This is a genomic window from Methylicorpusculum oleiharenae, assembly GCF_009828925.2.
In the GTDB taxonomy this organism is placed as follows: Bacteria; Pseudomonadota; Gammaproteobacteria; order Methylococcales; family Methylomonadaceae; genus Methylicorpusculum; species Methylicorpusculum oleiharenae.
This window is the reverse complement of sequence record NZ_WUTY02000002.1, coordinates 331,976-354,612: the sequence shown is the minus strand read 5'-3', so window position 1 is coordinate 354,612 and position 22,637 is coordinate 331,976. Positions and strand designations below refer to the sequence as shown.

The following is a 22,637-nucleotide window of genomic DNA, read 5'->3' as shown; positions in this document are numbered from 1 at the left end:
GAGCAAAACATCTCCCCAATGGGTTAATTAAAAAAAATGAGTACAACCAGTGACAGATCACGTTTTGGGTGAAACTGACCAGCCAATGGCGAACAAAGCGTCACGAAGCGCTTCTTCCTGATTAACAGCGGTCACATCGAAAGGCTCGCAACCATTTTTGCTTTTAACTTGCCAGGTCGATTCTTCCGGTTGGGAAGGAACGACTTGGGGCAAAGCCTTGTTTGCAAATTCAAGCGCTGTCGTTGTTTCGCCAGCCAACAAAGCCTGTGCGCAATAAAACGCAAACTGATGGGCTTTGATCTGTGTGACCGAAGAATCGGGTTCTGGAAAAGCCTGAATTGCTTCAGCAGAAAATTGCAGTGTTTCGCCTTCAACTTCTTCGTAATCATCGAAAAGAAGCGGCATCTCAGGCGTATCGTCCCAAATCACACCATCATCAAATGCTTTGGTGGCAATTTCGATGGCGGATTCGGTATTCAAAGCCGAAACACCAACAACCACGCGATGTTGATAGTCGATGGTGTAGGTGACGGCGAAATTTTTCATTTCGGACACGGTGTTTCTCCTAATTCAAGAAAAAAAGGGGAAACACCACAATGCCCATCGATAGGGGAAAGCGTGTTTCCCCGGTATGGGTTAATGTAAATGAATAGTACGACGAATTCGTTTCAAGCGATCAAGGATCGTATCTCGAAGTTCGTCGGCATCAAGGCCGGCTAGTTTGCAGCAATTCACAAAACTAAATGGATTGGGATCGTTGATAGCGATCATCCATTGATGAATTTCCGCAACGGTTTTCATCGAACATCGCGTATCGAACAGGTTCCTCAACGAATCCTCTAGAAGACATTCGCTGATGTCCATGATGTCTTGTTCCGACCACAAGGGAATTTCCTCAACGACAGGTTCCGGACCAAATAGCCAGTCCCAATCGTCAAATAAATCCAAATTGAAAGAGCGGTCTTTCCCTTTGAAGTAGGTTTTGCGCACATGACACCTCCAAAAAAACAAGGGGAACGTGCGTGCCCAAACGGGGACGAGGTTCCCCGGTGGGTAAATGAAAAAATGACTGATGGTCAGTTAAAACCAGTAATCATCTTGTTGAATTGAAGACATGATTTCTTCCATGGAATAAGGCACAGACGCATGGCCTTCATCTTTTCTCGTGAAGCGAGAACGCTCGGAAGGCGATTTCCTGAACTGCTCCAAAAAAGCGGGATCAAGATCAGGAGCCAATGATTTGAGGGCTGCTCTGTAATCAATGGTGCCTTGCTGCAGAAAACGACTAACACGCAAACCAGCACTTTCAGCATGCGCAAAATCTCCCATCAATTGCAGCAAGTTGCTTTCGATTTGAGATTGTTCTTCTTCAAGCGCCTTAATTTTCGACTTGTAATCGAAAATCATTGCCTCGGCATTGTGGTATGAGAAAGACAATGTATTCCAGTGATCGAGCTCTACACCAGATGGAATAAAAACATCTCTAGTGGGATCTCTCTCAGGAGGTGTATTGGTCTTCAAGCATTCCCAAAACTTTCTTGCTTCGAAAATGATCGTGTTGATGATCGCGTCATCACGAGGAATCGGAATATCCAAATACTCGCGCTCATTGAGATAAAGCGAAAGCCAAGCCCTGTCCGAATTCGCAACCACTATCTGTTGCTGAACTTGAAAGTAATAGCGCTTGTATAACTTGGATTCCTTTCGATTTTGTTGAGCATCGCGAAAATCTTCTTCTGAAATGATGGACGATGATGTTTCAGGATCGTCAACACAATGGGCGTCACGAAAGTTGGCTTCCGTTGGTGCTTTGATTTCAACAGGGATACCGTTGTCGTCAATACCATCAAATGAAGCACGCAGGAACGGGTGCTCATCGGATTCCGCACACAGGGGTAACAGCAGGGTGTTGTGGCGATCTTCAAAAGCTCGACGAGCGACTGGTTCCAATCGAATGCCGCGCCGAACATGGGGATTTCGATCTAGATTTTCAGGTAGGATCAGTCCCTTTTTTTCTGCCCAGAGACGATACCTTGTCTTGTAAGAATTGAGTCCTAAGACGATATCGGCTTCCGATGCTGAAATACCCGAATTTCTCCACGCATGCCAGTCTGGCGTTCGCTGCGTGAGACTGATCACTTTCATGATCAATCTCCCTTATGATGATCTGACTTTTTGACCTTCCAAAGTTTTTCTCGAAAATACATGCCGTGACGACGGATCACGGTTGGTTGGTCGTACTTGTCGTAATTGCGTCTGACAAACACGTCAGGCGATATTTTTTTTACCGGTATTTTGTTAAGAAATAACTTTTTAATCATGATGACTCTCCAAAAGAAAGAGGCACCCTGTATTCCCAAAATGGGCATAAAGGATGCCCATTAGGGTTAAGTGTTAGAACGAAACAATCAGCTTAAAGCCTCGCGCGCTTTAGTAAAATGCTGACTGTTTGGCTTTTTTGGGTCAGTGGCTCCCGATGGAGGCATGGTTTTCTCATGGGGAGCCGAATCGCCTTGTTCCAGTGGCAATTGAGTTTCATTCTGAGCATCAAGCAATACGGCTTCAGCAGCTGCTTTAGCCTTATTGAGTTCCTGCGTAATGAAATTCAAATCAATGCCAGCGAAATTTTCGCCGGCGTAATCAATTGCCGCTTGCCATGAAGCGTTTTCAGAAGCTCTTTTGATGAGCTTGGGAAGAATGCGCTTGGCATTGTCACTTGGATCTGAAGCAGGATTGATAATAACTTCTGCCTGGCCTTCGATAATACGATCAGCTTCATCCTGGTCATAAATACCGGTGAAACCAAAGGCAATACGAGAGCATTGAATCAAGGCCTTGTGCCGAAGCAGACGCTTGGTATGAGATTGCCAAGGCCCGCTGATCGAATAGGGCTGATTATTTTTAGTACCTTGAAACGGCGGCCGGTAGACTTCATCTAAAAACTCCTTGATACGAACCGGATGAGTTCTGCCCTTCCGATAAATGACGCATTCGATCGACGCCGGACAGGGTTTAGCGCCTGGAAGATCAGTGATCCAGGTGCTGTCATAGACGAATTCCAGACCATCCATATCGGGGTGCTGATTGATGATGCGAGACCAACCATCAACTGATACGACAGGGACAATGCCATTTTGCTTATCGGGATAAGCAAATATTTCTTTGGTGAAAGGATTCAGCCCATATTGATCAGCAACGATCAACAAAGCCGTCATTTGTTCATCAGTTACTTCACCGTCTTTAACCTTGAAAGCCGTGGCTTTCAGCGTGTCGGTGAGCTTTTTTTCGTCGGTAAAGTTGAATTTATCGGCGAATTTCTTGAACAGGGATTGTTTACTAACAGTCATGGTGTAACTCCTAAAAGATAAAAAAGGAAGGAACATCACGAATCCCAAGGGGACAAATGATGTCCCAAAGGGCAAAGGTTAATAGTTAGCGACGCTCAAAAAAGACGGAACAGTGTTCAGGCTAATTTGCGTCTAAGGTGACTCCTAGAACGGGATATCGTCAAAATCATCGTCAAAATCTGCGCTGTAAGCAGGTTCTTGTTTAGATGATGACGGGGATGAATTAGCTGTACGAATAGAGGAAGTTGATGATCCAGAAGAATTATCATTTTTGCCTCCTAGCATTTTCATTGTGTCGGCATGAATTTCAGTCGTAAATTGATCAACGCCATCTTTCTGCCACTTGCGGGTCCGGATAGGACCTTCAAGCATAACTAATGCGCCTTTATGAAGATAATCACGCGCAATTTCAGCAAGCTTTCCGAACAGAACGACTCGATGCCATTCCGTACTTTCCTTACGCTCGCCTGAGGCTTTATCTTTCCATGATTCCTTGGTCGCAACGGCTAAGTTGGCAACTGCTTTGCCTTCCGCCGTAAAGCGAACTTCTGGATCACGGCCTAAACGTCCAATTAATTGCGATTTGTTGTACATGATGGTGCTCCTTAATAACAGTAAAGTAAAAATGGAGACCATTACCCTCAAAGGAAATAGTCTCCCAGAGGGTTAAAATACGGCAATGCCGTTAAAAACATCACGCCGAAGCGCTTAACAGGTTCTTTATTTTGAGTGCTGAATGGGCACTTGCTTTTGAGCTCTCTTAGAGAACTGCAAAAATTCCGTCTTTCCACAATGCACTCTGAAAGAACATTCTGGGAAGACGGTATGAACATTATGCACGATACCGTCTGGCTGTGAAATTCGAAAGACACCTGTTTTAGCGTGCCTTTCGTTCGAATGTTAACTTAGCTCATGGGCAAAGACTTCTGCTTGCGAGCCTACATCATTTTTAAGAAGGCAGATGTCGCTACCGTGGAGCAATTTACCGTTTTCGGTCAGGACGGCATCTATGGTGTAGATACCGCTACTTAGCCCTTGGTCAGGGTCATTCCAAAAAACCTGATCACCAACATTAATTTCATTGGGGATGTAGTCTGTAGCATCAGAAAGATGGATGTATTCAGCGTCCATAGCAGAGGCAGCTGGCAAATAAAGACTAAGCCTTGAAATGGAAAATTTAGTAGCAGAAGCAACATCAAAAACCCATCCCTGACCATTAGACCAATAGCCTCGCTCAGAATCAGACTTAATGACCTTTAGAGCAGTAGCATTAAGTTCAGAAAATGATTCCAAACGATAGTTGTCTTGCCAAGTTGAAGAGCAATTGGCGCAAGTCACATGTGACCAAGCCAGATCGCCATCTGCCTCCATCGCGCCGTAAGACTCAATGTTTGCAGAGCCACAGTTTGGACAGAATTTGGCGTGCATTTTGATGTAGTTTTCCTGTTGAGGATCGGCTGTTTTGGATTCGGTTAAAAAAGACGAATCCAGAGCGGAAAATACCTCATCAATACACATGCTATTGAAAACAGCCGATTGGATACTTCCGACAAACTCGGTTCCGTCTGGAAAAGTTGCGATTTCGTCCAAGTCTGCTCCTTCAACATCGAGATCCTGTATAGCAACACGGATATTGAGAGGCGAATCGGTGTAAACCGCATGAATTAAACCGCCTTCAAGGTGAATAACCAAATTAATTGTTTTTTGACGGGTAGTCATAGTATTTCTCCAATTAAACAAAAGAAACGGGAAACACCATGCCCAGTCGGGAAATAATGTTCCCCGATGGGTTGAAACTAATAGAATTAATTATTCGACAATAACAGACTCACGAACTGGCAAGACGTTTGACTGCAATACCAAGTCGATCGATCTGAGTAATTTCAAATCACAACCGCCCTGATTTTTCCAAGCTAATGGCAAAGCAATTCTTGCTTCAGTCAGCAGTCGCAAGAGATGTTCGTCATCCGAAACGTCATCCAATGCTGAATTGATTCGGCAAATCAAGTCAGGCTGAACACTATATTGCCTAGCAAAAGCTTGATCAGGCAATGCTGCCCTCGATTGTTCCAAAGCCTCACGAATCGTCCATAGATAGCAATCCTCAGTGGCAACGAATTCAGCAGCAAAAAGAATCTCTGAGCCAGGATAAGCATCTTCTGCTTGCTCAATGGCATGCTCTGGATCAGAAGCAAAACAATCGAATTGCAAGATGGCCTTGTTACCCATTTCTTCATGATATGCCACTCGATAAAGCTTAAGATCGGGTCTGAGATGAAGAGACAAAACATCACTCCAATTCCAATCTTCTTTCAGTGGCACAGGCATAGTGAAAACATTGATGTCACATGGCAATGCATTGGCAAGATTAAATGCAACGGTCTCAACCTGGTCAACAGGCTCGAAATTCGGATCAGCGGTCATGATGACACGTTCATTGAAAATCAATCCACAATCACCTGAAGATAAGGTAATTAAAGCAATCCGAGGGGATTTTTCTACTCCTTTAGATAGAATGTTTGACGTCATTTTATGTTCTCCAAAAATAAAATAAGAGAAACACAGACCCCACCGGGGATGTGTTTCCCAAGTGGGTTTAGAAATCACGCCGAAGCGCTTAACAGGTTCTTTATTTTGAGTGCTGAATGGGCACTTGCTTTTGAGTTCTCTTAGAGAACTACAAAAAAACGTTTTGAAAAATGATCAGAAAAACTATTAAACGCTTTCCAAAACGTCCTCTTGGGAAAAATAGACAAAGAGGCTTTCACAAGGAAAGCACTCAATGTCTGGAAAGGAAATAGCCACTCAAACATGAATGGCTACGGTTTTTTAAGATCAAGCAGCCAACAACAAATCCTTGCTGATTCTGAACAGCTCTGAACGCAGATCGGACACATTGTTGATGCAGATCGAATGATCAAACAGATGACGGATGTCGATACAGATTCCCACACCCACCAATTCAATACCAGTCGCTTGACAGCGCCGGATAACTGACTTGGTGGCATCGAAATCATCAGGCTCACCGTCGGTGAGAACCATGATGACCTTGCGATCTTCCTTGGTTGCCATAACACTCGCAGCGGCATACCAAATTGCGGTATGAAGCGGCGTTCCTCCATTGGTAATTGCAGAAAACACAGCCGCATTGGGACGAACCTTTTGGCCATGCTTCAACAATGGAGTGACGTTGTCAGTATCTTCATGTGGGAAACGTGTTATCGCCGGATTGACACCCGAAATGCCTTCAAGCGCCAAAGCCAAAGCAACTGCCGAATCCATAGCCAGATCTGCCAGGGTGATCGATGAATTCAAGCTGATACAACGATTCATCGAACCCGACGCATCAACCAACAAGTGTAAAGCCGTATTGGGCGCCTGCTTGTGAGTTCTGCGTTCGAAAACACGAGAATCCCCTTGAGACAATCGAACCAGCTTACGACCATCGATTCTGTTACCAGATCGTTTGTTGATCGGACGTTCATAACGGCTGGATTGAATCAGGCCTTGTAACGAAGCCCGGATTTTGCCGGATTCAGAAAGGGCTCGATTCAATATCGCATTGCCAATCGACGGATTACGCGCCGATTCCATCGCCAGGGGCAAATGAATATCAGAGTCGTAACTGTTTCTTGGCTGATTACCCAACAACTCTTGCACGGCTTCAAACAAATCATCAGGCAAATCATCTTGACTGGCTGAAAGCAGGGAAGACAAGATTTGCGCCAATTGTTCGGCATCCTGAGAGGGGTCATCGGCACCCGAATGGGATGATGTTGCACCCTGTCCAGACTGTTGATCCGAGTTGTCATCGGCAGGATCAGACGTATCTGATTGGCCATTGGCGTTATCGGGCTGCGACTGTTGATTCTGTTGAGAATCATCAGTATCAGACGATAAATCATCACTTTGATCGTCGGTGGCGTCATCAGACGGATCTGATTGTCCACCAGCGCTGCTCGGTGATTGTTGCGACTGTTGATGCCTGGCTTCTTCTTCAGCCTTTTCTTGCTCTTCTTGAATCATCCGCAAAATCTGATCGGCAAGCCGAACGCAATCACGGGTTTCATTCAAATGAGGCACATCGGACAAAAGGCCAAACAATCGGGTAACCGCGCCGGTTGGGAAAGTTTCTTCCAATAGCGATTCAGCAGAATCCGCGAACGAAGCCAAGGCTTTTTGACCCAGAATATCGTGTCTTAAACGGAACAACATGAATTGCGATAGCACTTTGGCTGGATGAGGATCTTGATCTTTTGTGACAAAGCCAAAACCACCCGTTTTCACCAAGTATTCAACCACTTTTTCCGTAGTCCGTTTTGTACCTGGATAGGGATCCTGCATGGATTTCTCGATGCGGATATCTTCCAGGATATTAACGATGTTTTTACGTAACGGATTTGTTGCGGCGTTTCGAAACTCACCAAAATCAGTGAAACGAACGTGCGCAGCTTCATGCGCCAAATAACCCCAGGCAATATCCTTGATATTGTTATCTTCCGTGTCTAAGGCTGGAAGGTGAATGCGATCCCCAGTTGTATAAGCATCGTCTCCGCCAACAGAAACTTTGACGCCAAATTTGTTGCCCAAAGCAGCAGCAACGATTGGAAAGGCGTTATTCAAGTCTTGATTGTTCATGGTGTGTATCTCCATAAAAGAGGCAAACCATGGGCCCGAGAGGCAAATGGTTTACCTCAAGGGTTAATAAAATTTAAAAAATTACACAGTGACTTGTAATGAAGTCATTGGTTTGCCAATCATGTGGATCAATTTAAGGATTTCTCCAGGAGAAACTGATTGGAAAATTTCAGAACGACCATGCTCAATATAGTCATTTACGGACATAGATCGCCAATTAGGATGAGGCTTATCGCTAAGCAATATCCAAGGGTGATCAATCGTTTCGCGACGATGAACATAAATCCATAGGGAGCCATGCAAACCAAGGCCAGTCATCTGTTCAACAACAATTTTAAGTTCAGAACCGTCTTGCCTTGGGATAACCTGGGTAACCTTTGTGATCAAATCTGTATCCATGGTTTTACTCTCAAAAAAGAGGAAAACCATGATCCATGAGGAAAAATAGTTTCCCTCAGGGGTTTAAAAATAGATTGGGTCAAAGCAATCTCACGGCATAGCTTTGAGATATACGCGATTCGACATCCGTTAAAAATTGGGTGCAACTCTCAATCAAATTTGCAATCGAGCAATCCTTTTGGATTAGAACGGAAGCAGTGGAAAGAATGTTATGACCTTGACTTTCATAAAGGCCTGATAAAACCCAATTATATTCATCGCCAGTAGAAAAATAGACTTGCGCCTCTTTTTTACCAACAGCTGTGTCATATAACTTGAATGACAAAGCGGTTGATGGCGGTTCAAAATTACTCCAACGGTTTGATTGAAGGAGGTTTTGAATAATGAAGAAAATAATTTCTTGCGAATACATAAGAGACCTCACATCGCAAACAAGTTGCCTTGCAAGAAGCTCATGAATTTAGTCGCTTCAGCATTCAGTACAAATCGAGCATGCAGAGCTCTGTCGATAAACACTTCCCAGGGTAGTTGGTTGTCATTACCTTGAGCTAACGTCATGTCACCAACACGAAACTTCTTGTGCTGATAGAGCGTTTCCATACGAGTATCGATACGGATAATGCAGTGATCCAGTAAAGCAGGACCGCCAGAGTCTCCCTTGGGCACTATCAATGGAATTTTGATGCTTCCCGTTGAACGTCCAATTCGACCAACCATATCAAATTCATCATGCCAAGACTGACCTGTTTGAGTATCGCCATAAAAAATCCTGACTTCAGTGCCGCATTTTTGAAGGTTCTCCAAAAGGCGGATTACTTGATCGGGCGTTTCCTGGTGGTAACAGGTGTCTGAAGGCAATCGAGCATATTTGATGACATTGCCATTGGGCAGTTCTGATTCGAACAATTCTTTTTTCATAGTCATTCTCCATAAAAGAGGCAAACCATGGGCCCGAGAGGCAAATGGTTCACCTCAAGGGTTAATAAAGATTAAAAGTTAAATTCTGGCAAAAACACCATTTAGATATTCTGTGTAGCTCTTTCCAACTATGCCGGGAATAGAGTTATTGGATGCCCTCCGGACCCGTTTTAGGAATCGCATTTCTGCAATGCCTCGTGGACTTAAAGAAAAATCGAGACCGACATTCAAAGGATCTCTTCTCCATGCATAGTGGGCATCTTGAAGGTTCTTGGAATTAAGATAGTTCGATATCTTGTGCCGGAAATGACGCAAGAGTTTCGCAAACCGATATTTTTGTGAAGATCGATTTTTGTCACACAATTGGCCGATTAAAGCACGTTGCTCATAAGTCAGCGGTGGATCTATTTGAATAGCCGGCATTGCAATACCAGCAAAATCCAAATTGATATATTCCGAACAGAAAACAGAACTTTCATTGAATGGGTCAATACTTAGCTCATCCAAAACAATAGAAAAATAAGCAATTGCCTGATCAGGAGTAAGAATTCTTTTCATAAACTGCTCCAGTAAAACAAGAGGTAAGTCATAATCCCAAAAGGAGCACGATTGCCCCTAGAGGGTTAATTAACGATTCAATTCATGATTGACGTAATAATCGTGGATGAGGTCGAGCGCAGCGCGTTGTTTGCGACAGTCTTCAGACAAGCATTCATCCAACAGCGGATCTTCAGGATCGTGTTCATTGTCGGCACAATTAGCCGAAGCCAATTGATAAACAGTATCAAGAGCCTCCAAGAAAGCAGACTCTTGTTGCATTTGAATCAACATGGCCTGAGTACCACCGTGCTGGACAGTAAACCGGGTAATTCTGGTAATCCAGCCACCAAACTCACCTTCTCGTAACTTGTCACAATAAAAAGCGCCTTCGACAACAATTTCATCAATCGTGCATCCCGGTTTGTTAAGGATGCGCTGGAACAATAAAGGCCAGCTGTAATTAAATGAAATGTGTTGGTCAATGTCACCATCGCCGTTTTCGAGAATGTATTGCCGTAAATCAAGGGCGAGTTCATCGTCTTGCTTGGCATACTCTTCGATCAAATCAAGGTCAAAATGACCGAGTTCATCGCTTTCGCCGTCAGAAACGTAGAAATAGTAGGAGCGCTCACCGTTGGATACGTGTGTTTCGAAATGAAATCCATACGCGTTGAGCAGGACTATTTCAAAATCAGTAACAAGCGCTGAAAATCTTGGAAACGGAGCTTTAGCGAAGTGAAGATTTTTAGTCCCCGATAGCCGTAGCGCCGGGCGGGTTTTCGGAGCTTGCGGAGAAAACCTGCAAGGCATCGCGAAACGGCGTTAAGTCATGCGAGAGCCAATGTTTCGACCCCTTGTTGGGTCGAAACGAGGCGACGCGGACGAATCGGGGCCGCCGGAGGCATCAGTGGTCGCGTAATTTTTGCTGCTTGATTGGGCTGGGATGCCCAAAACAAGCTTTCGCAAAAATAGCGACTCCCCGCAGCTACAGGAAGAACCGGTGAAACCGTTGCTTGAGAATAATTATTAGCCACAGGGCCTCCAAAAAAGAGAAATGGAGGAGGAGGCAAACATCCCATGCGGAATGAATTGCGTCCGCCAGGGAAGAAAAATTAGAACCAGAAATCTTCAACTACTTTTGCAGCAGATGGCGTTTCAGGCTCGTCCTCAATGAGAACAGGAACTGATGATGTTGAAGCGGTTTCAGAGGCAACTTTTACAGTTTCTTTGACAGAAGCCATAAAGGTGCTTGCTTCAGGAGCCGGATTCAGAACATCTTGAGCAACTTCGACAGAAGGTGCGCTATCAAATACATCCTTTGAGGGATGGTAGTTAGAGAGGAAGTCAAAACCGGGAAGATCATTATCTTCTTCGGAAGTAACAGCGGATGTTACGGCAACGGGTGCTTCGACAGGCACTTCATTGGCAACGTCAGTAGGGGATGAATCGGGCATTACTGCATCGTCATCTTCTCCATCAGATCCGGTCATAGCCATTGCATCTGAAACCGAGATTGATTCCATTTGCAACAAACCACTGCCATGACGTTTGATCTTGTCCGGATCGGACAGCAGCAAACCCAGGTGAAACAAGCTGTTAAAAGGACTGCCGTTATACGGGCCTTGTTTGGGCAAGGCATCCAATACAACATCGATTCTATCGACAACCGGCATACACCGATGATCAAGAAAACCGAGACTGTCCAACTTATCCCGCATTCTCCGAAAAGCATTGAGGGATCGACCGGTCACCGTGTCCTTACCGACGAAAGATCGATCGATAAGTTGACTGGCTTCCTGAGCGATTTCATGGAAAAGCTGGTCGCTCATGGAATGGGTGCGACGCGTCAGAGACTCGACAGCTGCCGGCGTTGAATCCGGCAAAACCACCTCGGATTGAGGAACGGTTACGCGAAAGACAACGTAATCGAATCGCAACTTTGCCGCAACGGAATCAACTGGCTCAATGGCACGACGAATTGCATCACCAAATTCAGCATGACGCGCTATCCATTCTTCTGTGTCCTGATGGTACGTGGACAGAAGCTGGTCACGGGCTTTGCTAAACTCTTTAGACAACTCATCCAGCTCTTGAGTAATTCGAGGAATTTCATCCCGCGGATTAGCAAAGCCACCGAGGAAACGAGTACCTGACTGAAGGCAAATTCTTTCCGCTTCCTTTTTGATGCGGTTGAATTCTTTCAGCTTGTCGGGATCAATGGTCTTTTTGGTACCGAGATAAGCCAAATCTTCCGGCGGAAGTTTGGAACCATCGGCTAACACAAGATCCTCAGGTCTTAATTTTTTTGAGCTGGTCCAAAGATTAATGTCGAGTTTAACGACATCGATTTGGTCCAAAATCATTTCTGCCTTGTGTGACATAACTACCTCCAAAAAATGAATAAATATGAGGCAGCACACGACCCAATGGGGCGATAGACTGCCCCTTTAGGGATAAGCAAAAGTTATAAGTTAAAAGTAAAAATCGTCCTGAGAAGATGAGACAAGCGATAAATCGATGCGCTTCTCAAGAAGACCGAGTGATTCGGCAACAGGTCGGACACTTTCCAAATCGGTATCGAATATTGACAACGCTTTGGATTCGAGCTTTATCTTGTTACTGATGTCAACACCATCATCATGGGATAAATGAATGCTAACTTGTTTGGGCGCAACTTTCATCATAGCCATAAAAAGCAATAATGAAGCGACACCTTGTTGCTTGAATAGCTTTCCTGCATTAGACAAATGGCCATTAAGCATGGCGTGCAGGAACTCTTTAATCCAGACAGAAGGACCAAAGCAGTCGGTAATTGCACTGCTCATTGCCAAAACATTTGCATGAAATGTCCCAATGGCTTGAGTGTCTGAAAGATCTGTCTGTTTGATCTTTAGGCGCCAAAATAGACAAGATTCTTCGGTTGGAGACGAGTCCTGGTCAAGTGGTTTGGAATCTGCTGACGAAATTGTACCGTCGTCATCAATCAATACCTGGCCAATGGACTTGTACCCTTTTGAGACCTTTGATCTGATATGCTCATTCATGGAAAGCCTATTTTTAGCGAAGGTCTTGGCCTGAAGCCGGGTACCCGTTTTGCCCCAACGAGAGGTATAGGTACCATCACCGTTATCACGAACAGCCCAATCTTTGGTTGAACGATCCGGATTAGTGAAGCGATACAGATCGTAAGCTAAAGCAGCCGTCATTACGCATCATCTCCCCAGGTATCACCAAATACATCTTTGGCAATCCTGTGAATGGCTTCGCGCTGAGCAGGCTCTGCACGCAAGGTGAGCGCACGATCCAACGAATACGCCAGCGCATTGGGAGCACGCTTATAAGCAATCATCAAGTTTGTCCAGCGAACAAGCGTCCGAGTAGACATGGTTACACTGAGTTCGCCAGAACCGTCAGTTCCACCGACAAAGAGTCGACGAATTTCATTGGCCACTTGAATCATCTTTTCGGTCAAATTTTCCATGACAGAATCGAAAGGAACGCCCATTCCGGTCAAAACAGACTTGAGAATGGATTGCTCGATAGATGCATCTGGGTAACTCACTTCCATTAATCTGAATCGATCGAGGAAAGCGAGGTTTTGCTGCATGACACCTTGATAAAGTCCGGATTGATCGCCTTGACCAGCGGAGTTGCCGGTAGCAATCAAACGAAATTTCGGGTGAGGATTGATGATTTCGCCACCGTTTTGAGGAATGACCAAAGGTTGCCCTTCGATAATATCGTTCAAACCAGACAGTTCAGAGGGATCCATCAAATCGATCTCATTCAAGATCAACAGATGTCCGTCTCGGACGGCCTGAGCCAAAGGCCCATGGATAAAAGACATAGAGCCGTTAACCAGCATGAATTGACCGATCAAATCGTTCAGCTCAAGACGACCATGACAGGTGACTTGTTGAACTGGCCAGTTCAAACGGGCAGCAACTTGGGAGATCAATGATGTTTTTCCGGAACCGGTAGGACCGGTCAAATACAACGCGTCGCCAACAGGGTTGGCGATGTACGCCAAGATATCCCTGAGATGTTCATTTCTGAACACGTAATCTTTTCTTGCCGGAATTGAAGGATGCGAAGCATCTTCAAAGCCGTCAACAGTCATCGCTGCAGGTGCGGCAATGGCGAAAGTTTGGCCGATAGGGAATTTTTTTACATTCATGGTGTTTCTCCTAATTCAAGAAAAAAAGGGGAAACACCAGCGCCCATACCGGGAGAAGTGTTTCCCCGGTGGGTAAAAGTAAAAATCACGCCGAAGGCGCTTAACAGGTTCTTTATTTTGAGTGCTGAATGGGCACTTGCTTTTGAGCTCTCTTAGAGAACTACAAAAATTCCGTCTTTCCACAATGCACTCTAAAAGAACATTCTGGGAAGACGGTATGAACATTATGCACGATACCGGCTGGCTGTGAAATTCGAAAGACGCCATTTTTAGCACGCCTTTTGTTTGAAACTTGAATATTTGCCTATGGTTATTAAGAAATGAGGCCAAAAAAAATCAAAAGAGGTGTTTTTAGCGCGTCTTTCACCCCGACACACATGTAAAACCTTCCTTACCATAGAAGACTGTAAAAGCAATCCGTTTCGCCGTTATGCAATCTTCTGAAAAACCTGATAAAGAAAACAAATTTGACCCACCCTCAAAGGAGGCGTTCAGTTGCAAGCAGATCGACCTTTTTCAGACCTTTCTATGCAATGACGATGAGCAGCGCAAAAGGATGTCCAATACATTTCCGCTATGGGATTGCCTTCCGCTTTACTCAATATCCCGTCAATCAGCCAACAAAATGCGAAAGGAAGGGACTTTTCCTAAATTGTTGCATAGATCGAGCATGTATCAAGGCAGAGAGATTTCAATCGAAATCCAGCCGGCAAGAATCATTGAAGAGGGCGTTGTGACTGAATACTATCCAGGTGGCAATGAGGAACTGATCGAAGCGGCACTTCGTAAAATTGCGACCATGCAGCATCATGGCTACTACGACGAATCCGTCCCCAGTTACGGGGTAACATTTTCAATTTATCAGTTGCGAAAAGAACTGAAGAACAGGGGGCATGCTAGATCCTATCCAGAAATTGTATTGAGCCTTCGCATCATGGCGCGCAGTTCAATAGAGATCAGCACAGAAAACAACCAAACAAAGATTTATGACGCTAGCAATTATTTCCGTCGGTTATCTTCGGTTTCAAGAGTTGATCTCGGCGAAGATCCAGACGCCAAATGGTATGTTGAATTCCACCCACTAATAACTAAGGCGCTCCGCTCAACTGATTATCGACAGTTTAATTATGAACTTATGATGTCTCACGAGACGCAACTAACTCGCTGGTTGCACAAATACCTAGTCATCAAATTTACTTACGCACAAGTAGGTAAAACCTTCATAATTCGTTTCACCACCGTAAAAAGAGAAAGTTCGCTACTTGATAACTATGGAAGAAAACGGGATGCAATTGAGGCAATGACTGATGCCTTGAGCGAGTTAAAAGCAAACGGACTGCTTCTTACAATCAATCATGAAAAAATCGTTGGTCCAAGACAGCTAATTGAGGACGTTATTTATACATTGACACCAACAGCTAAATTTTCCTCTGAAGTAAGAGCAGCAAACAAACGAGTTAATAATAGAAAATGTATGACAGAACGGTAGGTATAGGTCGCGGGTTAAAGCCTTTTTCGGTAGGTTTAGGTCGCGGATATCGGTAGGTTTAGGTCGCGGCATGATTTTTTCACTGGTTTTTAACTAAAAAATCACAAGTGAGTCGGTAGGTATAGGTCGCGGTTCGCAGTTTTTTCGGTAGGTATAGGTCGCGTGTCGTCTTTTTTTCGGTAGGTTTAGGTCGCGGCATAGGTAGGAATATGTCGCAGGTTGGTAAAAATTGGCCTTAATACAGCACCATTCGGTAGGTATAGGTCGCGGGTTAATTTTGTAAGTAATTGATTAATATTCATTAAACAGTGTTTTTTTCGCCCTTATCCTTTTAACCTTATTTTATCCTTCTTTTAACCCTGCCGATTGAGGCGTCAGTCAAATCTCACCGGGGTGAAAAGTCATCTCATTTTTTTGTAAAACGGCCGGTGGCTTTTTATGAATGGGGGTTTTTTAATTTTTTGTTGGGTGTCTGTTCAACATTGAGAAATTTAAGGCGAACTCCGTAAATCAAATCAAAAGGGGCGTTTTTAGCGCGTCTTTCACCTCGATGAATTTTTTAGATTGCACTTAGGATGGTCGTATGGTTGCAACGACTTACCACTGTTAAAAGTCTGGGCCGCACCTTTTTAATCCGTGTGTGATTGATGCTGTATCCTTTTTGCTCAAAGTCTGAATGTTACCTGAATTTGAGTTTGACCAGACTATGAAATAATTGGCTCCCGACGCCATTGCCAGCTAACCATTCTAACTGGGAGAGTTTCCCTTTTCACCCCAAAAACCACCAAGAGCTGAATATGCTCTCTCAGTGAGCGCCTTAGCATGGATTCTTGCAAAATTGATTTCATTTGTGTTACGTTCTGATTTTTCAATAATTAGAAAAAGGTTGTTGAAATTCCTATACATTCCAAAGAGAGCGTATCAAGTCGTTCGCTATAACGTGCTGGCGTATGCAGGAATTCATTGCAGGATTTCTGGACTTAGCTCTTCAAAACTTTAGTCGGCGAGTCGTAATCTGATGGAAAATTTTAGAACTAGCATATTCGTCGGAGTGGTGTTTGCCTTAGCGTGCACAGCCACCCAGGCTTCAACGGCCACATGCCAATCAGCGCAATTGGCTGTGTCTGCGAAGCTCTGTGCCAAAGTGTCGGCTTGCGAGAGCAGCTACGTTCTGAACTTTGCCAAGGGTAGTGCCGTCGCCAAGCGTGAGGCTTGCCTGGCTAAGGCTTACTCGTCGTTTACATCGGCCTGGAATCGAGCAGTAACCCGTGAACGGAAAAAAGGTGGAGCGTGTTGGGTTGACCTTGATGGGGCAGGAGTCGTTGGGGTTCAGTCCCAGCAAATTGAAGACCTGACGAGTGAAGTACTGACGGCTTGGGACAACTCCAACGCATCGAGCAAACGGCTCTATTCGAACCTCATTTCCAGTGTTGCCACTTATTGTGCCTCGGCGTTGAATGCCCAAGCTGCCAACGCCGCCAAGGTCAATGCCGGCAAACTTACCAACGCCCTCAACAGGGCTCAAAGAAAATTCGAGGCGGCTGTGGGTAGCCATCTCCGTCGGGCACAAAAAGCCGGCATCACTTATGTCGGTCGAACGCCTATCGATCTCGCAGGACATATCAATGTGATGGTTGAAGCTCTGGTCACTGCTTCGAAAACGCTTGTTAGCGACCGGTCGACGGTTGGGGGTACTGTTTCAGGGCTTGCGGGTGGCGAACTATCCCTGAAGCTGAACAATGGCGTGGCTTTTTCGATCAAGGCGAATGGATCCTTCGCATTCCCGGACCGACTATCCGTGGGTACCGGGTTTACGATCACGATCGCAGCCCAACCTGCAGGGCAGATCTGTACTCCCTCATTGGCTAGCGGAACCGTAGTTCAGGCAGACGTAACCGACCTGTCCTACACGTGCAGCCAGGCCGGGACAGCTGTAACCCCAGCCTATGTCTGGCATACGTTTTATGGTGGCCAGCCGGAAGAGGGAAATCCGGAAACCCAGACCTCAGTGGTCGATAATGACGGCAACCTGATTGTGGCCGGCATCGCGTTCGGCGCGTGGCCAGGCGATATCGGCGCGGCGCCCATCAATGCTTACACCGCTGTGCGAAACCTTTGGGTGCTCAAACTTGATTCCCAAGGGAATTATCTCTGGCACACCTTCCTGGGCAGTACTAATACCGTTTCGGGCTACAACCACCTCAGGCTTGCGCTAGATCGCGCTAACAATATCTATATCGGAGGGGCTAGCAGTGCCAATTGGCGAGGGCCTTTGGGACAAAATCCGCTAAGCGCCTTCCATGGAGGAAATCTCGACGGCTTTGTTCTTAAACTGGATCAGTCCGGCGAGTACCAATGGCATCGCTTTATCGGCGGAGGGACCAATCTGGGGCACGATGCTATTTACGACATCGCCGTTGACGCATCGGATGCCGTTTACGTTACCGGTGAAAGCACTCTGGAATGGAATCAGGATGGCGGAGGTGCTCCACTCAACCGCAGCCTTCAGGTACCCAGCCACCTGGCCGGGGCTGGTTCCTTCGCCCCCTTCGTGGCGAAGCTGGATGGTAAGGGCCAATATCAATGGCATACATTTTATGGTCGCAACAGAAACAGCAGCGCTTACGCCGGTGGCCTGGCTATCGACAGTGATGGGAACATCTACGTCTCCGGACTGGCTAACGTGGGTTGGCCAGGCGCCAAAGGCACCATGCCCTTGCATCCCATAAGCAGCGATTCGGAAGTGGTAGCGGATTTATTCCTGTTGAAATTGAAAAGCGACGGCAGCTATCTTTGGCATAGTTTCCAGGATGCAAGTTTAGCCACACTGATCAACAGCAGCGCCGGGCGAAGGATGAGAGTCGTTGCTGATACTGACCGAAGCGTTTTGATTTCAGGCACGGCTGACGCCGCGCGGCTCGGACCTGACGGCAGCAAACCTTTGGAGCCGTTTCACGGTTCTCATGACATCTTCGTCACGAAATATTCCGAAGACGGCGAATACCAATGGCACGGATATTATGGCTCAGCTGACAGGGATGAACTTGCGGACCTCAAACTCACGGATACCGGAGCATTAGTGATTACCGGCTATGCCGAATCCTCCTGGGCGGCTCCCACTGGCGCTGGACCGGCTACCCCCTTCAATACTGCAAGTTTTTTTCAGGAAGGCGTGGTATTTTCTTTGAATGCCGCAGATGGCCTCTTCTTCTGGCACACCTTTCTTGAAGGGGCAGCAAAAGCCGTGGCTATCGGCAACGATGCATTTTATGTCTCCGGAGAAGGCGCCACTCACTATGTTCGCGAACCAGCCCGCTTCATTCTCGGACCCAGCACCCCTTCCCCCCTGCGAGGGATTGATGGACTTTTTGTACTTAGGTACCGCCCATAAAAGCGCGCTAGCATCATACCTCCTCCTGCAAGCCTGTTTTCTCAACCACCTTATCCGCGGCATCACCTTCGCTATTGAGCATCAAGAATGCCACCCTGGAATTCGTCATGCGCCCCCTCGATCCCGTTCCATACGGGATTTTCGGTTCGCCTACAATTCGCGCTTCATTGATACGAGTTTCACTTCCGTTCAATGATTGATTGGAAGCCAGCGCTCGATTCTCCACGCGCTTAAAATCCGGGCTCCCCGCCCGTATTCGCAACCCTTCAGCGAGGATGTTACGAGACGCGTTAACGTCCCGGTCGTGTTCCGCCTTGCACTTCGGACACGTCCAGCTTCGGGTTGATAAATCCAATTCATCTAATCGATGACCGCAACAGGAACACGTCTTTGATGACGGATACCATTGGTCAACTTCGATGAACTCTTTTCCGTACCATTCGCACTTGTACCTGAGCATGGATAAAAATTCGCCCATGCTGGTATCGTGGATGGTACGGGATAGCTTCGGATTCCTGGCCATGCCTTTCACATGAAGGGATTCGACAAATATAACGTCTTGGTTCTCGACTATTGCCGTGGTCGCTTTATGTAAATAATCACGTCTACTATCCCGTATTCTTGCATGCACTTTAGCCACACGCCTGGCTTGATATTTCCATCGCTCAGACCCTTTTCGCTTTCTGGATAGGCTTTTTTGCCGGATTCGCAAGGTTTTGAGCAAGGATTTTAAAAACTTGGGGTTCTCGATTTTTTGGCCATCAGACAGTGTTGCCAGATGATTCAGGCCCATATCAATACCCACCATTGAGCTGGTCTTTGGCTTAAACTGAATCACCTGATCGACCGCATAACTGGCGTAATATCTTCCTGTGCCGTCGGTGCTGATCGTAATCAGCTTTGGCATGCCAGCTGGCAGCTTTTCGGTCAACTTGATTTTTCCAAGTTTAGGTAGAACCATCTCGCCATTCGCCCATGCCTTCACCTTGCCACAGTGACGCGGATCAAAATTAAACCGGATTGAAGCACTCGCTTTGCGCTTTCTAAATCTCGGATATTTCGCGCGACCCGCAAAGAAATTTTGAAAAGCCCTATCCAAATCTCTTAGCTTTTGCGATACCACGTCGGATGGGATTTCATTAAGCCATGCGTAACGGCTGGTTTTTTTCAGTTTTGTTATCAGCTTGGACACGCCAATATAATTGACGCCATCTTTCCGGCGAGCATAAGCCTTGCTGATCATGTCCAACCCAAAATTAAAAGCCCATCGGCCAGCACCAAAATACTGGTTTAGTTCAGCCCTTTGCATGGCATTCGGTCTGATTTCCTGTTTGTATGCGCGAATTGTCATGTCTCATGCCTATATAAATTACCCTCGCGCTCGCCACTAAGAAAAGCGAACGCGGTCTCGCTAGGGGGGCGTCTCACGTCCTGTGCTCCCTCAAAGCCTGGATTCTTTAAAGGAAATACCTAAATGGGATAAAAATTTCGCATGCTTGATTAACTCGTGTCGCGATTCGACCATTTCGAGCAGGCGTGATTGAATCGTCGATTTGATTGATTCAGATGTCATAGTCATTTCAGCTTCCTGTTAGTGTGTTGGAAACAGGTTAAAACAGGTTGCCAGGAATGCAAGTCTCAAAAAATCACTTTCGGCAGTCTCGGATCGTTTTTATCGACCACGAAATTACCGACGAATGACATTGGTCTTGAGCCTCCATTTTTGCAAAGACATTCATCCACCTTCATGGAGATTTTTTCTTCATCGGTGACTTTTTCCAACCCTTCAAAATCGAACGGCTTCAAACATTTGGCTTCGCCATCACAACGGCATTTCTCGAAAGCTCTTTCGACTTTTTCTTTTTGTTCTTTAATGACTTCACGCTCGATTCGATGCAGCACCGCTTCCTAATTCACACAAGGCCCGCTTAGATCGACCAACAGTTTGTCATCATCGTGTACTTGGGCCGGCATCTTGATGCGTTCGTGTACCGTTTTTTAAATTCAATCCCTGAGCTAAAGGAACGAATTGACGCTTTGAAAAAGCTTGCGGCTTGAATAAAGAATCAAAAACTACGAAAGAGGCCGAAAAAGCGCGTCTTTCCAACTGACTCATTTCGAATATTAAAATTAAAATATGACCAACAATCGCGTAGTTAAAAACATCAGCCTAAACGAAGCAAGCCGCGATCTAGTAATTCAGTTTCGGGAAAACTCGTCTGCCATTGAAGCTAAGGCACTTGATTTTAAAAAAGACAAGCAGGGAAATATCGTGTATTTGCTGCTGGATCGTCTGATTCATAAGCCGCACGAAAGCGTATTCGAATGCCATTTAAAAGACGAATGGGTGGATGGTTTTTCGGTTTCTGGCTGCGTGGTCAGTGAATTAAATCGCTTGGCGAAAACGGACTGAAATGGGCTTGCATTATTGAATTAGTCCATAAAATGGAATGAAACCAATTTAGAAAAAAGGGAAAAACCGATGAAATTCTCCGTAAACCGAGAGCAGATAGTAGGTCCACTGCAACAAATAGCTCGCATCATTGATAAAAGGCAGGCCTGTACGATCCTTTCGAATGTACTTCTCCAATGTCGTGATAGCAAATTGGTTATCACGGCTACAGATCTTGAAGTTAAGATCGTCATTCAATTGAATCTGAACGATATCCGCGTAGAAGGCAATATAACTTTAGATGCGCGAAAGGTACTGGATATTTGCAGGCTGTTACCTACCGGTAGCGACATCCATTTTGATTTGGAGGGTGACAAGATCAATCTGTCATCAGGAAGTTGCACTTATATACTGAACACGCTACCCGCTGATGATTTTCCGGAATTCAATCACACGGAAGCAGACACTTGCTTCATTGTAAATGCAGGTAAATTGAAAGGCGGCCTTGATAAAACGGCTTTTTGCATGGCGATCAACAGTGAGAGGAATTACCTAAACGGGATAGAAATGACTATCAATGACTCCATGCTCAAGCTAGTAGCATCAGATGGTAATCGCTTGGCTGTTTACAAGGAAGATATTGGGTCAACAGGGCTCAACGCAAAAATCATAGTGCCCAAAAAGGCGGTTCAAGAATTAAGTTGTTTACTTGATGGATTGGAAGAAGATGTAGAAATTAGAGTTTCGAGAAACACCCTTGAGGCTTTATATAAAAACGTTGTTTTTTCTTCTAAGTTGGTGGCTGATAAGTTTCCGAATTTTGATCGCATAGTGAATCAATTATTTTTGAAACCGATAATCGTAGATCGCGGGTTGTTAAAAGACTCGATAAAGCGGGTTGAGGTACTTTCCAACGAAAAATACAAAGGAGTGAGCTTTGATATAAAAAGTGCTTCGTTGAAGATAAGTACCGATAACCCAGAGCATGATGAAGCAGAGGAAGACTTGGTTGTCGATTATCACGGCGATCCTATTTCAATAGCCTTCAACGCAAAATACATGCTCGATGCGGTGAATAATATAGATGGCAAAGACGTCAAGATGACGGTTGCCGAAAATACCAGCGTTTGTTTTATTGAGGGTCAAAGTGATTCTCTGTTTTGGTACCTTGTGATGCCGATGCGTATCTGAGTTGGAGGGAAAATGCCTATTAAAACTATGCCGCATCCAAAGTTGAAACGTGATTACAGGGGAAAAAGAGTCAGGACGACAAAAGATGTTTTAAACGCGTTTTTGAAAATCTCAGCAGGGAGTTTGGCGACAATAACTGAACAGAGCCCGAAAGG

23 protein-coding genes are annotated in these 22,637 nt (G+C 45.5%); 4 read left to right on the top strand and 19 right to left on the bottom strand.

From position 1 onward, the window contains the following. Positions 1 to 57 precede the first annotated feature (57 nt). The 17 genes from GO003_RS25005 to GO003_RS24925 all read right to left on the bottom strand — a co-directional run bounded on the left by GO003_RS25005 (position 58) and on the right by GO003_RS24925 (position 14,019). Positions 58 to 555, bottom strand: coding sequence for a hypothetical protein (locus GO003_RS25005; RefSeq protein ID WP_159653823.1), 498 nt, complete (start codon positions 553 to 555; stop codon positions 58 to 60). An 81-nt stretch (positions 556 to 636) separates the two neighbouring features. Next, complete coding sequence (locus tag GO003_RS25000) at positions 637 to 990, bottom strand: hypothetical protein (RefSeq protein ID WP_159653821.1); 354 nt, start codon at positions 988 to 990, stop codon at positions 637 to 639. 90 nt (positions 991 to 1,080) lie between these two features. After that, on the bottom strand, positions 1,081 to 2,145 hold the full coding sequence (locus GO003_RS24995) for a YqaJ viral recombinase family nuclease (RefSeq protein WP_159653819.1): 1,065 nt from the start codon (positions 2,143 to 2,145) through the stop codon (positions 1,081 to 1,083). Positions 2,146 to 2,147: 2 nt separating this feature from the next. Continuing rightward, a complete protein-coding gene (locus GO003_RS24990) occupies positions 2,148 to 2,321 on the bottom strand; it encodes a hypothetical protein (RefSeq protein WP_159653817.1) in 174 nt (57 codons plus the stop codon). A gap of 87 nt (positions 2,322 to 2,408) precedes the next feature. After that, positions 2,409 to 3,347, bottom strand: a complete 939-nt coding sequence (bet, locus tag GO003_RS24985; RefSeq protein ID WP_159653815.1) for a phage recombination protein Bet — start codon at positions 3,345 to 3,347, stop codon at positions 2,409 to 2,411. Between the two features lie 144 nt (positions 3,348 to 3,491). Then, positions 3,492 to 3,941, bottom strand: coding sequence for a single-stranded DNA-binding protein (gene ssb, locus GO003_RS24980; protein WP_159653813.1), 450 nt, complete (start codon positions 3,939 to 3,941; stop codon positions 3,492 to 3,494). A gap of 306 nt (positions 3,942 to 4,247) precedes the next feature. After that, positions 4,248 to 5,066 carry a hypothetical protein gene (locus tag GO003_RS24975; RefSeq protein WP_159653811.1) on the bottom strand — a complete coding sequence of 273 codons (819 nt, stop codon included), beginning with the start codon at positions 5,064 to 5,066 and terminating at the stop codon, positions 4,248 to 4,250. Between the two features lie 90 nt (positions 5,067 to 5,156). Beyond that, positions 5,157 to 5,876: a hypothetical protein gene (locus GO003_RS24970; RefSeq protein WP_159653809.1), complete on the bottom strand. Its 720-nt coding sequence runs from the start codon at positions 5,874 to 5,876 to the stop codon at positions 5,157 to 5,159. 306 nt (positions 5,877 to 6,182) lie between these two features. Beyond that, positions 6,183 to 7,985 carry a VWA domain-containing protein gene (locus GO003_RS24965; RefSeq protein ID WP_159653807.1) on the bottom strand — a complete coding sequence of 601 codons (1,803 nt, stop codon included), beginning with the start codon at positions 7,983 to 7,985 and terminating at the stop codon, positions 6,183 to 6,185. An 81-nt stretch (positions 7,986 to 8,066) separates the two neighbouring features. Further along, a complete protein-coding gene (locus GO003_RS24960; RefSeq protein ID WP_159653805.1) occupies positions 8,067 to 8,384 on the bottom strand; it encodes a hypothetical protein in 318 nt (105 codons plus the stop codon). A gap of 79 nt (positions 8,385 to 8,463) precedes the next feature. After that, positions 8,464 to 8,796, bottom strand: coding sequence for a hypothetical protein (locus GO003_RS24955; RefSeq protein ID WP_159653803.1), 333 nt, complete (start codon positions 8,794 to 8,796; stop codon positions 8,464 to 8,466). 8 nt (positions 8,797 to 8,804) lie between these two features. Further along, the gene (locus tag GO003_RS24950) at positions 8,805 to 9,302 is read right to left on the bottom strand and encodes a hypothetical protein (protein ID WP_159653801.1); all 498 of its coding nucleotides are present in this window, start codon (positions 9,300 to 9,302) and stop codon (positions 8,805 to 8,807) included. Positions 9,303 to 9,380: 78 nt separating this feature from the next. Beyond that, the gene (locus tag GO003_RS24945; protein WP_159653799.1) at positions 9,381 to 9,860 is read right to left on the bottom strand and encodes a hypothetical protein; all 480 of its coding nucleotides are present in this window, start codon (positions 9,858 to 9,860) and stop codon (positions 9,381 to 9,383) included. 69 nt (positions 9,861 to 9,929) lie between these two features. After that, complete coding sequence (locus GO003_RS24940) at positions 9,930 to 10,652, bottom strand: hypothetical protein (RefSeq protein ID WP_231089277.1); 723 nt, start codon at positions 10,650 to 10,652, stop codon at positions 9,930 to 9,932. Positions 10,653 to 10,954: 302 nt separating this feature from the next. Next, positions 10,955 to 12,223, bottom strand: coding sequence for a DUF3150 domain-containing protein (locus GO003_RS24935; protein WP_159657613.1), 1,269 nt, complete (start codon positions 12,221 to 12,223; stop codon positions 10,955 to 10,957). A gap of 90 nt (positions 12,224 to 12,313) precedes the next feature. Beyond that, entirely contained in the window at positions 12,314 to 13,048 is a 735-nt protein-coding gene (locus tag GO003_RS24930) for a hypothetical protein (RefSeq protein WP_159657615.1), read from the bottom strand. Then, the gene (locus GO003_RS24925) at positions 13,048 to 14,019 is read right to left on the bottom strand and encodes an AAA family ATPase (RefSeq protein WP_159657617.1); all 972 of its coding nucleotides are present in this window, start codon (positions 14,017 to 14,019) and stop codon (positions 13,048 to 13,050) included. The genes GO003_RS24930 and GO003_RS24925 overlap by 1 nt, the downstream gene beginning before the upstream one ends. A 430-nt stretch (positions 14,020 to 14,449) precedes the next feature. Here GO003_RS24925 and GO003_RS24920 point away from each other — a divergent pair, with 430 nt between their 5' ends. Both GO003_RS24920 and GO003_RS24915 read left to right on the top strand, forming a co-directional pair. Then, positions 14,450 to 15,508, top strand: coding sequence for a replication protein (locus GO003_RS24920; protein ID WP_159657619.1), 1,059 nt, complete (start codon positions 14,450 to 14,452; stop codon positions 15,506 to 15,508). Positions 15,509 to 16,628: 1,120 nt separating this feature from the next. Next, positions 16,629 to 18,899, top strand: coding sequence for an SBBP repeat-containing protein (locus GO003_RS24915; protein ID WP_159657621.1), 2,271 nt, complete (start codon positions 16,629 to 16,631; stop codon positions 18,897 to 18,899). 13 nt (positions 18,900 to 18,912) lie between these two features. Here the strand turns inward: GO003_RS24915 and GO003_RS24910 are convergent, their stop codons facing one another. Together GO003_RS24910 and GO003_RS24905 are read right to left on the bottom strand one after the other, a co-directional pair. Then, a complete protein-coding gene (locus GO003_RS24910; protein ID WP_159657623.1) occupies positions 18,913 to 20,250 on the bottom strand; it encodes an RNA-guided endonuclease InsQ/TnpB family protein in 1,338 nt (445 codons plus the stop codon). A gap of 287 nt (positions 20,251 to 20,537) precedes the next feature. After that, on the bottom strand, positions 20,538 to 20,801 hold the full coding sequence (locus GO003_RS24905) for a hypothetical protein (RefSeq protein ID WP_159657625.1): 264 nt from the start codon (positions 20,799 to 20,801) through the stop codon (positions 20,538 to 20,540). 235 nt (positions 20,802 to 21,036) lie between these two features. Here GO003_RS24905 and GO003_RS24900 point away from each other — a divergent pair, with 235 nt between their 5' ends. Then, entirely contained in the window at positions 21,037 to 21,312 is a 276-nt protein-coding gene (locus tag GO003_RS24900; RefSeq protein WP_159657627.1) for a hypothetical protein, read from the top strand. Positions 21,313 to 21,381: 69 nt separating this feature from the next. Continuing rightward, positions 21,382 to 22,482 carry a DNA polymerase III subunit beta gene (gene dnaN, locus GO003_RS24895; RefSeq protein ID WP_159657629.1) on the top strand — a complete coding sequence of 367 codons (1,101 nt, stop codon included), beginning with the start codon at positions 21,382 to 21,384 and terminating at the stop codon, positions 22,480 to 22,482. Positions 22,483 to 22,637 lie beyond the last annotated feature (155 nt).

What these genes read in the sequence shown, in the direction of transcription:
- GO003_RS24995 (WP_159653819.1), bottom strand. Translation starts at nt 2,145, where the DNA reads ATGAAAGTGATCAGTCTCACGCAGCGAACGCCAGACTGGCATGCGTGG.
- GO003_RS24990 (WP_159653817.1), bottom strand. Translation starts at nt 2,321, where the DNA reads ATGATTAAAAAGTTATTTCTTAACAAAATACCGGTAAAAAAAATATCG.
- bet (WP_159653815.1), bottom strand. Translation starts at nt 3,347, where the DNA reads ATGACTGTTAGTAAACAATCCCTGTTCAAGAAATTCGCCGATAAATTC.
- ssb (WP_159653813.1), bottom strand. Translation starts at nt 3,941, where the DNA reads ATGTACAACAAATCGCAATTAATTGGACGTTTAGGCCGTGATCCAGAA.
- GO003_RS24975 (WP_159653811.1), bottom strand. Translation starts at nt 5,066, where the DNA reads ATGACTACCCGTCAAAAAACAATTAATTTGGTTATTCACCTTGAAGGC.
- GO003_RS24970 (WP_159653809.1), bottom strand. Translation starts at nt 5,876, where the DNA reads ATGACGTCAAACATTCTATCTAAAGGAGTAGAAAAATCCCCTCGGATT.
- GO003_RS24965 (WP_159653807.1), bottom strand. Translation starts at nt 7,985, where the DNA reads ATGAACAATCAAGACTTGAATAACGCCTTTCCAATCGTTGCTGCTGCT.
- GO003_RS24960 (WP_159653805.1), bottom strand. Translation starts at nt 8,384, where the DNA reads ATGGATACAGATTTGATCACAAAGGTTACCCAGGTTATCCCAAGGCAA.
- GO003_RS24955 (WP_159653803.1), bottom strand. Translation starts at nt 8,796, where the DNA reads ATGTATTCGCAAGAAATTATTTTCTTCATTATTCAAAACCTCCTTCAA.
- GO003_RS24950 (WP_159653801.1), bottom strand. Translation starts at nt 9,302, where the DNA reads ATGAAAAAAGAATTGTTCGAATCAGAACTGCCCAATGGCAATGTCATC.
- GO003_RS24945 (WP_159653799.1), bottom strand. Translation starts at nt 9,860, where the DNA reads ATGAAAAGAATTCTTACTCCTGATCAGGCAATTGCTTATTTTTCTATT.
- GO003_RS24940 (WP_231089277.1), bottom strand. Translation starts at nt 10,652, where the DNA reads ATGCCTTGCAGGTTTTCTCCGCAAGCTCCGAAAACCCGCCCGGCGCTA.
- GO003_RS24935 (WP_159657613.1), bottom strand. Translation starts at nt 12,223, where the DNA reads ATGTCACACAAGGCAGAAATGATTTTGGACCAAATCGATGTCGTTAAA.
- GO003_RS24930 (WP_159657615.1), bottom strand. Translation starts at nt 13,048, where the DNA reads ATGACGGCTGCTTTAGCTTACGATCTGTATCGCTTCACTAATCCGGAT.
- GO003_RS24925 (WP_159657617.1), bottom strand. Translation starts at nt 14,019, where the DNA reads ATGAATGTAAAAAAATTCCCTATCGGCCAAACTTTCGCCATTGCCGCA.
- GO003_RS24920 (WP_159657619.1), top strand. Translation starts at nt 14,450, where the DNA reads ATGCAATCTTCTGAAAAACCTGATAAAGAAAACAAATTTGACCCACCC.
- GO003_RS24910 (WP_159657623.1), bottom strand. Translation starts at nt 20,250, where the DNA reads ATGACAATTCGCGCATACAAACAGGAAATCAGACCGAATGCCATGCAA.
- GO003_RS24900 (WP_159657627.1), top strand. Translation starts at nt 21,037, where the DNA reads ATGACCAACAATCGCGTAGTTAAAAACATCAGCCTAAACGAAGCAAGC.
- dnaN (WP_159657629.1), top strand. Translation starts at nt 21,382, where the DNA reads ATGAAATTCTCCGTAAACCGAGAGCAGATAGTAGGTCCACTGCAACAA.